The following is a 12,343-nucleotide window of genomic DNA, read 5'->3' on the forward strand; positions in this document are numbered from 1 at the left end:
TCCTGGGAGCGCGCTGTCGCGCTATGCGACGAGGGTTGGCGGGGGAACGGCGCGCGGTGTCGCGAGGCCGGTGGCGGAAGGGAGCGGCGTCGCGACCCGTGCGGGCGCGAGCGCGGGATCGGCATGGGCGGCTTCGTCACGCGAGCGCAGGCCCCAGGCCCAGAGCTCGGCGACCGGCAGCGGCAGCACCAGGAACCAGTGCTCGACGAGGCCGAGCACGGCGAAGGTCGCCAGCAGGACGAAGCCCGTGATCGCGAAGGGATCCCCGGCCCGCACGACGCTGTGCACGAGCCAGGCGCTGAGCAGCGTCGCGGCGGTCACCGAGAGCGGAAACAGCAGGTTCATCGGCCGCTGGCGGAAATAGCTCTTCAGATAGGCGAGGTGCTCGGGCAGGAACTCGACCGTGGTGTTGGGCACGCCGAGATAGATGTTGAGCTTGGTCGAGAGGCGCATGGCGAAGAGCAGCGCGAAGGTGGCGAGGCCGAACAGGTTCGCCCCGTCGGCGGTCAGGACGGCGATGATCGCCAGCGAGGCGAGCAGCGCCAGCTCGTGATGCAGGATGGCGCGGGTCGCGGCTCCGAAGCGGGCGAAGCCGCGCAGGCCGGGGGCGCAGGGCTCCCGCGTCGTGCCGGCGACATAGCCGAGCAGGAAGGCGAGCTCGTTCCAGCCCCAGACCACGAGCGCACAGAACACGGCGAGATAGGCGCCGGCGACGCTGGTGTCGCCGGCCGTGGCGGCCAGTCCCCAGAAGGCGGCGAGCACAGCGAGCGTGGCGCCCGCCAGGCTCCAGCGGAAGGTCGCCCTGGGCAGACCGTCGAGATAGAGGATCGCGCCGGTGGAGAACCACCAGGCGACCAGTGTCGCGACGATCGGGAGCCCGTAGGTGACCAAGATGCCGCCTCCTCAATAGGCCGGCTGGAGCCGGCTGGTGCGGGGGATCTCGTTCTTGATCGTCGGCAGCAGATAAAGCTTCAGCAGGGCGTAGCCGACCTGGGCCTGATAGGCGCGCATCCGGAGCTGCGCGGCCAAGCCGCCCTGCTCGGAGGCCTCGGCGATCTTGCCGGCGAGGATGCGGACGCGCTCGAGCCCGGCCCGGAACTTCGGATTGTCCGTGTCGAGGACGACCGGGAAGACCTGGCGCGAGATTTCCGAGGTGATGCGGTAGACCTCGAAATCATACTCCGTCGGGTCGATGTCGAGCGCCTTGTGGAACTCCGGCCGGACATGGTCGCGCACATACATCGTCGCGTAGACGGCGAGCAGGAAGAAGCGCACCCAGAGCTTGTTGCCGCCGGTGAGCAGATGCGGGTTCGCCCGCATCAAGAGCGAGAAAGCCTCGCCATGGCGGAACTCGTCGTTGCACCACTCGCGGAACCATTTGAAGATCGGGTGGAAGCACTTGTCGGGGTTTCGCTCGAGGTGCCGGAAGATGGTGATGTAGCGCGCATAGCCGATCTTCTCGGAGAGATAGGTCGCGTAGAAGATGAACTTGGGCTTGAAGAAGGTGTATTTCTTGGCCTTCGTCAGGAAGCCGAGATCGACGCCGATGCTGAATTCCTTGAGCGCGTCGTTGATGAATCCGGCATGGCGGGCCTCGTCGCGGCTCATGTATTTGAACAGCTCGCAGATGTCGGGGTTGGTGCCGCGCTTGCGCATCTCGGCATAGAGGACGCAGCCGGAGAACTCCGCCGTTAGCGACGACACCAGGAAATCGATGAACTCCTTGCGCAGCGGCTCGGGAATCTTCTCGAGCTCGAGCTTCCAGTCGGCGTTGCGGGTGAAGTGGCCCTTGTTGGGGTCGCTCTTCATCTCGGCGATCAGCACGTCCCATTCGGCGCGCACCGGCGTGACGTCGATCTTGTCGAGTTCTTCGAAATCGGTGGTGTAGAAGCGCGGCGTCAGCATGGTGTCCTGCTGGGCCATCCGGGTGGCTTCGTTGGGGGCCGCGCGCATCGCGCCGGCCGAAAGGGTTGCAGCGGTCATAGCTTGGTCCTTTCCGAGAAGCTGAATTCGAGCAGCTCCATGAATTCGGCGCGGCCGGTGATCCTGGTCCAGAGCTGCTCGAGCCAGCCGGCGCGCTTGACGGTCGCAATGCGGCGGAAGGTCTGGACCTCGCCATAGGGAACCTTGATCGGCTCGCCATGGACGATGACCTCGTCGCCCGGGCGGATCCGGACGTCGCCGTCGAGCGTCACGTGGGCGTGCAGGCTGTCGAAGGTGTGGGACACCTCGATGGTGCAGCCGACGTCGAACTGCTTCGGCTCGGCCATGGTTCTGTCCGTCAAAGTGAAATCGGTCATGAGCGGTTCTCCCGAGGGGGCAGGAAGCGCGCGAAGGTGGCGGCGTTGCCGCTTCCGAAGGCGTCGAGCTCGATCCGGGCGCCGGTGGAGGGATCGCTCAGGCTCAGGCGGCCATTCTCGCGACGCTCCAGGAGGAAGGCAAGGTCCTGCGGCAGGCCGGCCTGTTTGCGCTGGCGCGCCAGGCTGCGCATCGTGCCACGGATGAAGCCGTCGGCGCCGACGGCGATCGTCGCGAGCGCCCGGCCTGAGCCGTCACGGACCAGGACGGAGCCGTCCTCGCGGTCCTCGAAGCGCAGATCGGCCCGGGCGACGGTCGGACTGTCCGGGATGCCGGTGGCGCCGATGCCGGTCTGGCGCGCGAAGCCGGCGATGGCGATCGTCGCGACCATCAGCAGGGCCATGCCGACCAGCGTCCAGCGCGGTGGCGACAGGCTGGCCGATGGTTGCGGGGGAAGGGCGGTGTCGCTCATCGTCCCGGTCTCCTCAACCCGCCGCCGCCATGCCCTGCGGCAGGCGGTGGTCATTGGCGGCGTCCGCAACCGGCAGGCGTGCGGGGACAGCGGCGCCGCAATGGACCGACAGGGCGCGGGCCAGGATGTCGGCGGCGCGCTTTGCCTCCGGCAGATCCCGCAGCATCGGCTCCGGCCGCCCCAGGCGCCAGGGCCGCGCATGCGGCCACATGACGATGTAGGAGACACGCTCCCCCGGGACGAGGGCGACCGGGATGTCTCCCAGGCCGCTGCGACGCAGCTTCAGGCTGGCTCCGGCCACGAGCGCGAAGGGCAGGTTGATCGTCATCGGCAGGGCGATGCCGAAGCGCATCACCAGCCGCCGGCTGGTAATCGTGTAGACGGTGCCGCGGGCGGAGAGCCAGGCGAGCGCGGCGAGCAGGCCGGCGGCGACGCTGCCCGCCAAAGCGATCCAGGTCATCGGCAGCAGCGTGGCGGCGAGCGGCGTGCCCTGGATCAGCGCGAGGACCGGCTGGGCGGCGACGAGGGCGCCGAAATAGAAGGCGACCTCGCGGACATGGAAGGCGCGCCAGGCGAGGCCGCGCCAGTCCGGCCCGCCCTGCCAGAGGATGGCCTCACCCTCCGGGGGACGGGCGGGCAGGCCTGGGATCGGCTCGAAGGCGAAATCGTCGTGGCTCATAGCAGCGGCTCCGCGCGGTCGGGCGTCGCGTAGAGCGTGCCGGCGCCGTAGTAGGCGCAGATCCTCTCCTCCTCGAGCCGCGTGACGGAATCGGGCTGGCGGGTCGCGGGCACGTCGGCGAACTGGCTCGCCAGCAGCGCCTCGACCTTGATGCGGCCAATGCCGGGTCTCGCGCCGCGCGTGATGTCGGAGAAGGTGACCGGCAGCAGAACGCTGCGGCCGCTGGGCAGAGCGACCTCGAAGTAGCGGATCAGGGCCTCGGAGCGATCGACCCAGAGATCGACGACTTTGCCCGCGACCTTCCTGTCGGCGCCAATGACGTCGTAGCCGCGCGGATCTTCCTTGGCCGAGCAGGAATAGCCCGTGGCGACACGGACAGGGACGATCTTGAGATGGTTGTCATAGGTCATCTCCGGGGCATCGGCGCGCTCGGCCCAGGAGCCGGGGCCGACCGAATCGAGCATCGGACTGGCGCCGGTGGGCGCCAGCGGCGCGCCCGGGAACTTGGCCGTGGGCTGCGCGGCGACCGGACGGCTGTCGCGTTGTCCGCTGGGCGCCTTGACGCTGGCACCGTTGGCGAGCCGGAAGGTTTTCGGCGCCGGGTAGAAGATCAGGCTCGGCGCCAGCATCTTGCCGGGATGCGTGTCGGCTTCGAGCGGATAGCCCTCGCGTCGGTCCTCGCGGCGCAGATAGATGACCAGCCCGGCGAAGAACAGCCAGAACAGCCAGATCGCGATCTGAGCGACGTCCATGTTACCCAAGATCTCACGCATCAGAGAGCCCTCCTTGCAAGGCCTTTGGCTGGGTGTCCGGTCAGCCTGGAAATTCCGCGAGGCCGAAACGGGTTGATGGGACCGGACGCACAGCTGCGGCACTGCGCACCAGCGGACCGATGGCGACGAGGGTGGCAAACAGGAGCGCGACCTCGAGATGGTAGACGGCACTGTAGGCGACCGAGGGATCCGACAGGCCGGGACCGAGCGCCCGGGCTCCGACCAGCGCCTCGACGCCGTCCTTGATGCCACCGCCGAGCGCAATCGCGATCCCGGCGGAGCTTGCCTGGACCGCGCCCCAGATGCCAACGGCGAGGCCGTGGTCGACGCCCTCTTCGAGTTCCATCGCGATCGTCAGGGTGCTCACCGCAAACAGTCCGCCGCCGAAGCCGATCAGGACCGTGCCGCAGCGGAACAGATCGGGTGCGTCGATCGCGCCGGCGAAGATCACGCTCGGGAAGGCGACGAGACCCGAGACGAGGCCAAGCCCGGCCAGGCGGTAGGGATCCACGCCAGCCGCCAACGTGCGGGCGGCGAGCGCGAAGGCCGCCAGCGCGCCGGTCGCGAGCAGCGCGGTCAGCACCGTCGTGCCGCTGACGCTGAGCTTCAGCACCTGCGCGCCATAGGGCTCGAGGATGATGTCCTGCATGTTGAAGGCGGCCGTGCCGAGCGCGACCGCCACGAGGAAGCGCGCCGCGCGCGGCCGCGCGATAAACTGCCCGAACAGTGTGCGGAAGGCCGGGCGCTCGATATCGGCGGCGGTCCGGGCCGGATTGCGGGCTTCCTGCTTCCATAGCGCGACGACGTTGAGCACCATGGTCGCGACAGCGGCGCCCTGGATCACCTGGATCAGGCGCACCGGGGAAAAATCCGTGAGCAGCCACGCGAAGATCACCCCGCTCGCGACCATGCCGACCAGCAAGGTGACATAGAGCAATGCGACGACGCGGGCCCGCGTCGCGGGCGTGGCGAGGTCGGTGGCGAGTGCGAGCCCCGCGGTCTGCGTGGTGTGGAGCCCGGCGCCGACGAGGAGGAAGGCCAGTGCCGCGCCGATCTGGCCGTAGATCACCGGGCCGACGCCGCCGCCGGACAGAACCAGAAGCGCGAAGGGCATGATCGCCAGCCCGCCAAACTGCAGCAGCGAGCCGAACCAGACATAGGGCACGCGCCGCCAACCCAGCACGGAGCGGTGCGTGTCGGATTTGTAGCCGATCAGCGCCCGCAAGGGGGCAAACAGGAATGGCAGGCAGACCATCGCCGCCACGAGCGTCGCGGGCACGTTCAACTCGACGATCATGACCCGGTTGAGCGTGCCGACCAGCAGGACGGTCGCCATCCCCACCGAAACCTGGAAAAGCGAGAGGCGCAGAATCCGGCCGAGGGGAAGTTCCGGCGAGGCCGCATCGGCAAAGGGAAGCCAGCGCGGACCGATCCGCGTCAGACCCTTTACGAAGGCGGCCGAGACCGGGTTCATCGGGCGACGAGCTCCAGGGCCTGGGACTTGTAGAAGGCGCTGGAGACGCGCTCGCTGCGGCCGACGCGCCAGGGCGAGAGGTTGCGCTCACCGGCGATGGCCGTGGCGAGGCTGCGGGTGCTGACAGGTTCGATCGCGGGCGCGCGGTCGGCCCGCGGGAAGGCGAGGCCGGCCCAGTGCATCAGCGTCAGCGCGGGTGTGCGCGGTGCATGGGTGACCAGCATGGAGCCGCTGGTCCGCTCGGCCAGCCGGGCCAGTGCGGCCACGATGTCGGCGGCCTTGTAGTGAATCAGCGAGTCCATCGCGACGACATGGTCGAAGCGTCCGAGCGCCGGGTCGAGCATGTCGCCGGTGCGGAAGCTGATCGAGCCGCCACAGAGCTGGCGCGGGCTGCGGTCCTGCGCCAGCGCGACCAGCGTCGGCGAGAGGTCGATGGCGGTGACATGGGCGCCACGCAGGGCGCATTCGACGGCGAGCGCCCCGGTGCCGCAGCCGGCGTCGAGAATGCGGGCGCCGCGGATGTCCTGAGGCAGCCAGGCGAGGAGCTTGGCGCGCATGGCGTCGCGGCCGGCGCGCACCGTGGCGCGGATGCCGCTGACGGGGGCGTCCGTCGTCAGCCGCGCCCAGGCATCGACCGCGGTCCGGTCGAAATAGGTCTGCAACTCGCTGCGACGCTGGAGGTAATTGGCGTCTGCCATCACTCGTACCCCAGGAAATCGAAGATCTCGCGATCCTTCATCGGGCGGGCATCGAGTGCCGGCCCGCCGGCCCAGAGCTGCTCGGCGAGGTTCATGTATTCGCGCTGGACGGCGAGGACCTCGGGCGCGTCGCCCATCTCGAACAGCGTCGCCTTCTTCAGCCGCGAGCGGCGGATGGCGTCGAGATCGGGGAAGTGGGCGAGGCGCTTCAGGCCGGTGGCGGCGTTGAAGCGGTCGATCTCGTCGGTGCCGGCGGAACGGTTGGCGATGACACCGCCGACGCGGACCTCGTAGTTCTTCGACTTGGCCTTGATGGCGGCGACGATGCGGTTCATCGCGAAGATCGAATCGAAGTCGTTGGCGGTGACGATGACGGCCCGCTCGGCATGCTGGAGGGGCGCCGCGAACCCGCCGCAGACGACGTCGCCGAGCACGTCGAAGATCACCACGTCGGTGTCCTCGAGCAGATGGTGCTCCTTGAGCAGCTTCACCGTCTGGCCGACGACATAGCCGCCGCAGCCGGTGCCGGCCGGCGGCCCGCCGGCCTCGATGCACATGACGCCATTATAACCCTCGAAGCAGAAATCCTCGACGCGCAGCTCCTCCGAGTGGAAGTTCACCGTCTCGAGCACGTCGATGACGGTCGGCATCAGCTTCTTGGTCAGGGTGAAGGTGGAATCGTGCTTGGGGTCGCAGCCGATCTGCAGGACCCGCTTGCCCATGCGCGAGAACGCGACGGAGAGGTTGGACGAGGTCGTCGACTTGCCGATGCCGCCCTTGCCGTAGACGGCGAAGACCTTGGCGCTCTCGCAGGCCATGAGCTGGTCCATCTGGACCTGGACCGAGCCCTCGCCATCCTCGCCCGGAGGCGGGGGCGTCTTGGCGCGGTAGTCGGCCTTGAGGCCCGGATGCTGGAACAGGACGGTCATGGCGTGGCCTCGCTGCCGCATTCGGCGCGGCGGTTGCGCCGGCGCCGGCTGCCGGCGCGTCGGGGCGCGGGGCCGGCTGCGTCGCTCTCCGCGCGGCTGTCGCCGGCGGATTCGCAGCCGTCTCCCATCAGGGCGCGGCGGCGGTCGAGCATGACCATCGCCAGCATGGTGGGGACGAAATCAGCGGCCGAAATGGGCTTTGGCATCGTAGAGTGTCTCCACCGTGATCGGGCTGATCCCGCGTTCGCCTGCGAATTTCTCGGTGTTCCGCCGAGCCTTGCCGCGCACGAAGAACGGGATCTTCTTCAGTTCGAGTTCGGCATCGGGCGCCCAGCTGAGGACGATCGGCCTGTCGGCTGTCCCGCTGTCATTCCGGGGCGGCCCATCAGGGCCGAGCCCGGAAGCCACGTCGGGGTGAGCCCTGTCGTCTTGTCGGCCATCCGCGTTGAGCCCGGTCGTGGGTTCCGGGTTCGGCGCTTCGCGCCGTCCCGGAATGACAGGCTTGGCCCCATGTCCGAGATGCGAGGAGCCGGCGCCGTCGTGGAACTCGAAATCGTCGCGGAACATGCCGAGCAGGTGTTCCTCGAGGCCCATCATCAGCGGATGGACCCAGGAATCGAAGATGACGTTGGCGCCCTCGAAGCCCATCTGCGGCGAGTAGCGCGCCGGGAAATCCTGGACATGGACCGGCGCCGAGATCACTGCGCAGGGGATGCCCAAGCGCTTGGCGATGTGGCGTTCCATCTGCGTGCCGAGCACGAGCTCGGGCTGGAGCTCGGCGCAGGCCGCCTCGACCTCGAGATAATCCTCGGTGATCAGGGCCTCGAGCCCGAGCCGGCCGGCCGCCTCGCGGACGTCGCGGGCGCGTTCGCGGGAATAGGTGCCCAGGCCCACGACCTTGAAGCCGAGCTCCTCGCTGGCGATGCGGGCTGCGGCGATGGCGTGCGTCGCGTCGCCGAAGACGAAGACGCGCTTGGCTGTGAGGTAGGTCGAATCGACCGAGCGCGAATACCAGGGTAGGCGCGAGGTCTCGTCGGCGAGGACCGCGGTGGCGTCGACGCCGGCGAGGCGGGCGACCTCGGTGATGAAGTCGCGGGTGGCGCCGACGCCGATCGGCACGGTGGCGATGGTCGGCTGGCCGAAGGCGCGCTTGAGCCATTGCGCGGCGAGCCCCGCGATTTCGGGATAGAGCACGACGTTGAAATCGGCCTGGCCGAGCCGGGCGATGTCGGCCGCGCCGGCCTGCCAGGGGGCGACGACATTCACTTCGACGCCAAGCCGCGCCAGCAGATCCTTGACGGCGCGGACGTCGTCGCGATGGCGGAAGCCGAGCGCGGTGGCGCCGAGGATGTTGCAGCGGGCCGGCTCGCCGGGCGCGCGGGCGGGGCGGGCGGTGCCCGGGGTCGGCATATGCGGGCCCGCCAGCGTGCGCACGAGCTGGTAGAAGGTCTCGGCCGCGCCCCAGTTCTCCTTGCGCTGATAGGAGGGCAGCTCGAGCGGGATCACCGGGATCGGCAGCCCGAGCGCGCGCGCCAGACCGGCCGGATCGTCCTGGATCAACTCGCCGGTGCAGGAGGCGCCGACCAGCATGGCGGCCGGCTTGAAGCGCTCATAGGTGTCATGGGCGGCGCGCTGGAACAGATCGGCCGTGTCGCCGCCGAGATCGCGCGCCTGGAAGGTGGTGTAGGTCACGGGCGGGCGCTGACCGCGCCGCTCGATCATGGTGAAGAGCAGGTCGGCATAGGTGTCGCCCTGGGGGGCATGCAGGACGTAATGCACGTCGGTCATCGCGGTCGCGATCCGCATCGCGCCGACATGCGGGGGGCCTTCATAGGTCCAGACGGTGAGCTGCATGGCTACACCTCCAGCGCCGCGCGTCGGTTCAGCGGCCGCGCGAACAGCTCGGCGAGATCGCCGGCCTGTTCGAAGCCCTGAATCGGGGTGAAGACGAGCTCGATCGCCCATTTCGTCGTCAGGCCCCGCGCCTCCAGCGGATTGGCGAGGCCGAGCCCGCAGACCGTGATGTCGGGCGCCGCGGCCAGGCAGCGGTCGAGCTGGCGGTCGACGTCCTGGCCCTCGCTGAGCTGCACGCCGGCCGGCAACAGTGCGAGGTCCGCCGCGAGATGCTCCTTGTGGAGGTAGGGCGTGCCGACCTCGACCAGCTCCATCTCCAGTTCGCGGGCGAGGAAGCGGGCGATCGGGATCTCGAGCTGGCTGTCGGGGAAGAAGAAGATCCGCCGGCCGCGCAACGCCCGGCGCGAATGCTGCAGCGCCTTGTCGGCGCGCTCGCGCGGGGCGGCGATGGCGGCCTCGAAGACGTCGTCCGCAACGCCGAAGGCGTCGGCTGCTGCCCGCAGCCAGGCGGTGGTGCCTTCGGCGCCGAGCGGGAAGGGGGCGGCGAGCCGCGTCGCGCCGCGGTTTTCCAGCATGCGCGCCGTCTCGCCCAGGAAGGGCTGGACCAGCAGATAGCGGGTGTTCGCACCGACGGCCGGCATGTCGGCGGCGCGACGGGCGGGGAGGAAGGCGAGGCGGGTGATGCCCATCGCGGCGAAGAGTCGGCGGAACTGGTCCTCGACCGCATCGGCCAGAACGCCGACGATCAGGAGCGAGGCCTCAGCGCCCGCGGGTTCGGCCGGCAGGGTCGGCACGAGCGCAGTCAGGCAGGCGTCCTCGCCCTGGGTGAAGGTCGTCTCGATGCCGCTGCCGGAATAGCTGAGCACCCGGACCTGCGGCGTGAAGCGCTGGCCGAGCCGCAATGCCGCCCGCGACAGATCGAGCTTGATCACTTCGGAGGGGCAGGAGCCGACCAGGAAGAGCATCCGGATTTCGGGCCGCCTCGCCAGCAGCCGCTCGACGACGGCGTCGAGCTCGGCATTGGCGTCGGCCAGACCGGCGAGATCCTTCTCCTCGATGATCGCCGTGGCGAAGCGCGGCTCGGCGAAGATCATCACGCCGGCGGCCGACTGCATCAGATGGGCGCAGGTGCGCGAGCCGACGATCAGGAAGAAGGCGTCCTGGATCTTGCGGTGCAGCCACATGATCCCGGTCAGGCCGCAGAAGACCTCCCGCTGGCCGCGCTCGCGCAGGATCGGCGGGGCGTCGCAGCCCGAGGCGGGAACCGGCGTGGCGAGGAGCGGCGCGTTCATGATGCGAGCTCCAGCCGGTCGTCGAGCGCGCCGGGGGCGGCCGCCGCCTGCAGGCGGGCCGCGCGCAGCTTCAACAGGAACTGGGCGGCGTTGACGACATAGGTGGCGTAGGCGGCGAGCGCGATCAGCATCTGTTCTGTCGGCGTCAGCCATCCCGTGACGATGGCGACGAGATAGGCCGTGTGCAGCGCGATCACGACGAAGCTGACCGCGTCCTCCCAGAAGAAGGCGGGCGCGAAGAGATAGACGCCGAAGACGTCCCGCTCCCAGAGGGCCCCCGTCACCATGATGGTGTAGAGCACCAGGGTCTTGAGGATGATCGACAGGTTCGCCGCGTCATAGCCCGCGCCGGTGGCGAGATAGCGCAGCACGAGCGCCAGGCTGACCAGAAAGACGAGGAACTGCAGGGGGGCGAGGATGCCCTGAACCAGGGTCCAGGACGACGCGTCGCGGCGCATGCGCTGCTCGGGCGTGTAGAGCGGTGTGGCGCTGTGTTTCCTGCCCCGAACTGGCATCGGACGTCTCCGGTCCGCTGCGCCGTCGGCGGATAGCCGCGGCGTCGATGGCTGTGAGATTGGCGCCTGCTTATCCGGGTGTCAACTCATCATGACACTTTATCGAGCGACATTGTCATTTCTATTGGACACGTGCCGGCGGGCGGGCTAGGGTGCAATCGCCGCTTCGTGAGTGGCGCCGAGCGCGCAGGCGCGCTAGTCTCAACCTTGCGGTGCGGGACGTCGATCAGCTTGGTTTTGCTGGTCTCTTCGTTGTTTTTACAACTGAATTCCCGCGCTTATTCATTCGAGCGATAGTAATTTCACGATTGCGGAGCGGCGGAGGTCGTGCTTCACTCTTTGACATAGGTCAAAGGAACTGCCTTCCAGACCGTCGGCCGCGGTGCGGCCACTACGTAACAGGACCATCAGAGTTCCTGGCTGGATCGGACGGTTGCCTGAGGGAGGTGACCTCATGCCTGACTCGGGACGCGGATTCCTGGCTGCGCGAACGCCGTATGCCGAAGACAAAATCGGATTGCCCGATCTGCCGGGCGTCGACTGGTGCCCCCTCGATGCGGTCGGGCCCGAGCCGGGGCTGCGCTCCGACCTCGCCCGCACGATCGAGACGGAGATCATCCCGCGCCTGATGCTCGCGCATCGCGGGCCGGGCGCGGTGAGGCCGACGGTGGAGGCCGAGGGGCCGATCGCGATCTCGGATGCCGACGTCGCCGCCTTCGCCGACATGATCGTGCACAAGCCCTTGAGCGCGGCGCGCGCGCATCTCGACGGGCTGCGTGACCGCGGCCTCTCGGCGGAGGCCGTGATCACGAGCGTTCTCTCGGCGACGGCGCGCCATCTCGGCGTGCTGTGGGAGCAGGACCGCTGCACCTTCGTCGACGTCACCGTCGGGCTGTCGCGGCTGCAGCAATTGCTGCGGGTCTATGGACCGGCTTTCGAGGTCAGTCCCACCCCACTCGTGGAGCGCGGGCGGGTGCTGCTCGCCGTCGTGCCTGGCGAGCAGCACACCTTCGGACTCGCGGTGGTCGAGGAGTTCTTCCGCCGGGCCGGCTGGCATGTGCAGTCCGAATTCCTGCCGTCGAAGCCGATCCTGATCGAGCATGTCCGGACCGAATGGTTCGACCTGGTGGGCTTGTCGGCCAGTGGCGAGGTGTCGGCGGCCGGCGTGGCCGCCGTGGTCAAGGCGGTTCGCACGGCCTCGCTGAACCCGTCCGTCAAGGTCATGCTCGGCGGGAACCTGTTCGTGTCCGATCCGGATCTTGCCGTTTCGCTGGGGGCCGATTTCGGCGCGCGCGACGCAGCGGAAGCCGTCAATCGTGTCGATTGGATGCTCGAGACGAAAAAGATGTCTTGTTGAAG

At 68.8% G+C, this 12,343-nt stretch carries 14 protein-coding genes; 1 reads left to right on the top strand and 13 read right to left on the bottom strand.

The features are described 5' to 3' along the window. Positions 1-21: 21 nt before the first annotated feature. From puhE to bchF, 13 genes are all read right to left on the bottom strand, one after another. The gene (puhE, locus tag SJY11_RS08170; RefSeq protein ID WP_376986097.1) at positions 22-891 is read right to left on the bottom strand and encodes a putative photosynthetic complex assembly protein PuhE; all 870 of its coding nucleotides are present in this window, start codon (positions 889-891) and stop codon (positions 22-24) included. A gap of 12 nt (positions 892-903) precedes the next feature. Then, on the bottom strand, positions 904-1,983 hold the full coding sequence (gene acsF, locus SJY11_RS08175; protein WP_376986098.1) for a magnesium-protoporphyrin IX monomethyl ester (oxidative) cyclase: 1,080 nt from the start codon (positions 1,981-1,983) through the stop codon (positions 904-906). Beyond that, a complete protein-coding gene (locus tag SJY11_RS08180) occupies positions 1,980-2,300 on the bottom strand; it encodes a hypothetical protein (RefSeq protein WP_376986099.1) in 321 nt (106 codons plus the stop codon). The genes acsF and SJY11_RS08180 overlap by 4 nt, the downstream gene beginning before the upstream one ends. Beyond that, a complete protein-coding gene (puhC, locus tag SJY11_RS08185; protein ID WP_376986101.1) occupies positions 2,297-2,770 on the bottom strand; it encodes a photosynthetic complex assembly protein PuhC in 474 nt (157 codons plus the stop codon). The genes SJY11_RS08180 and puhC overlap by 4 nt, the downstream gene beginning before the upstream one ends. A 13-nt stretch (positions 2,771-2,783) precedes the next feature. Further along, positions 2,784-3,449, bottom strand: a complete 666-nt coding sequence (puhB, locus tag SJY11_RS08190; RefSeq protein ID WP_376986102.1) for a photosynthetic complex putative assembly protein PuhB — start codon at positions 3,447-3,449, stop codon at positions 2,784-2,786. Continuing rightward, on the bottom strand, positions 3,446-4,222 hold the full coding sequence (puhA, locus tag SJY11_RS08195) for a photosynthetic reaction center subunit H (protein WP_376986103.1): 777 nt from the start codon (positions 4,220-4,222) through the stop codon (positions 3,446-3,448). Before puhA ends, puhB begins: the two co-directional genes overlap by 4 nt. A gap of 40 nt (positions 4,223-4,262) precedes the next feature. Continuing rightward, positions 4,263-5,696 carry a BCD family MFS transporter gene (locus tag SJY11_RS08200; protein ID WP_376986104.1) on the bottom strand — a complete coding sequence of 478 codons (1,434 nt, stop codon included), beginning with the start codon at positions 5,694-5,696 and terminating at the stop codon, positions 4,263-4,265. Next, a complete protein-coding gene (gene bchM, locus SJY11_RS08205; protein ID WP_376986105.1) occupies positions 5,693-6,394 on the bottom strand; it encodes a magnesium protoporphyrin IX methyltransferase in 702 nt (233 codons plus the stop codon). Before bchM ends, SJY11_RS08200 begins: the two co-directional genes overlap by 4 nt. Further along, complete coding sequence (bchL, locus tag SJY11_RS08210; RefSeq protein ID WP_210171827.1) at positions 6,394-7,224, bottom strand: ferredoxin:protochlorophyllide reductase (ATP-dependent) iron-sulfur ATP-binding protein; 831 nt, start codon at positions 7,222-7,224, stop codon at positions 6,394-6,396. The genes bchM and bchL overlap by 1 nt, the downstream gene beginning before the upstream one ends. Positions 7,225-7,319: 95 nt before the next feature. After that, positions 7,320-7,529: a hypothetical protein gene (locus SJY11_RS08215; protein ID WP_376986106.1), complete on the bottom strand. Its 210-nt coding sequence runs from the start codon at positions 7,527-7,529 to the stop codon at positions 7,320-7,322. Further along, complete coding sequence (gene bchB / locus SJY11_RS08220; protein ID WP_376986108.1) at positions 7,504-9,177, bottom strand: ferredoxin:protochlorophyllide reductase (ATP-dependent) subunit B; 1,674 nt, start codon at positions 9,175-9,177, stop codon at positions 7,504-7,506. The genes SJY11_RS08215 and bchB overlap by 26 nt, the downstream gene beginning before the upstream one ends. Before the next feature lie 2 nt (positions 9,178-9,179). Further along, entirely contained in the window at positions 9,180-10,469 is a 1,290-nt protein-coding gene (locus SJY11_RS08225) for a ferredoxin:protochlorophyllide reductase (ATP-dependent) subunit N (protein ID WP_376986109.1), read from the bottom strand. Beyond that, positions 10,466-10,984, bottom strand: a complete 519-nt coding sequence (bchF, locus tag SJY11_RS08230) for a 2-vinyl bacteriochlorophyllide hydratase (protein WP_326905863.1) — start codon at positions 10,982-10,984, stop codon at positions 10,466-10,468. Before bchF ends, SJY11_RS08225 begins: the two co-directional genes overlap by 4 nt. A 517-nt stretch (positions 10,985-11,501) precedes the next feature. Here bchF and SJY11_RS08235 point away from each other — a divergent pair. Then, on the top strand, positions 11,502-12,341 hold the full coding sequence (locus tag SJY11_RS08235; protein ID WP_376986110.1) for a cobalamin B12-binding domain-containing protein: 840 nt from the start codon (positions 11,502-11,504) through the stop codon (positions 12,339-12,341). Positions 12,342-12,343: the final 2 nt, after the last annotated feature.

It is taken from the genome of Allobosea sp. R86505 (genome assembly GCF_042466375.1).
Taxonomy (GTDB): domain Bacteria; phylum Pseudomonadota; class Alphaproteobacteria; order Rhizobiales; family Beijerinckiaceae; genus Allobosea.

Excerpts from the sequence above, each read along its gene's own strand:
- SJY11_RS08225 (WP_376986109.1), bottom strand. The coding sequence starts at position 10,469 with ATGAACGCGCCGCTCCTCGCCACGCCGGTTCCCGCCTCGGGCTGCGAC.
- bchB (WP_376986108.1), bottom strand. The coding sequence starts at position 9,177 with ATGCAGCTCACCGTCTGGACCTATGAAGGCCCCCCGCATGTCGGCGCG.
- puhC (WP_376986101.1), bottom strand. The coding sequence starts at position 2,770 with ATGAGCGACACCGCCCTTCCCCCGCAACCATCGGCCAGCCTGTCGCCA.
- acsF (WP_376986098.1), bottom strand. The coding sequence starts at position 1,983 with ATGACCGCTGCAACCCTTTCGGCCGGCGCGATGCGCGCGGCCCCCAAC.
- SJY11_RS08200 (WP_376986104.1), bottom strand. The coding sequence starts at position 5,696 with ATGAACCCGGTCTCGGCCGCCTTCGTAAAGGGTCTGACGCGGATCGGT.
- bchL (WP_210171827.1), bottom strand. The coding sequence starts at position 7,224 with ATGGACCAGCTCATGGCCTGCGAGAGCGCCAAGGTCTTCGCCGTCTAC.
- puhA (WP_376986103.1), bottom strand. The coding sequence starts at position 4,222 with ATGCGTGAGATCTTGGGTAACATGGACGTCGCTCAGATCGCGATCTGG.
- bchM (WP_376986105.1), bottom strand. The coding sequence starts at position 6,394 with ATGGCAGACGCCAATTACCTCCAGCGTCGCAGCGAGTTGCAGACCTAT.
- puhB (WP_376986102.1), bottom strand. The coding sequence starts at position 3,449 with ATGAGCCACGACGATTTCGCCTTCGAGCCGATCCCAGGCCTGCCCGCC.
- bchF (WP_326905863.1), bottom strand. The coding sequence starts at position 10,984 with ATGCCAGTTCGGGGCAGGAAACACAGCGCCACACCGCTCTACACGCCC.
- SJY11_RS08215 (WP_376986106.1), bottom strand. The coding sequence starts at position 7,529 with ATGCCAAAGCCCATTTCGGCCGCTGATTTCGTCCCCACCATGCTGGCG.
- SJY11_RS08180 (WP_376986099.1), bottom strand. The coding sequence starts at position 2,300 with ATGACCGATTTCACTTTGACGGACAGAACCATGGCCGAGCCGAAGCAG.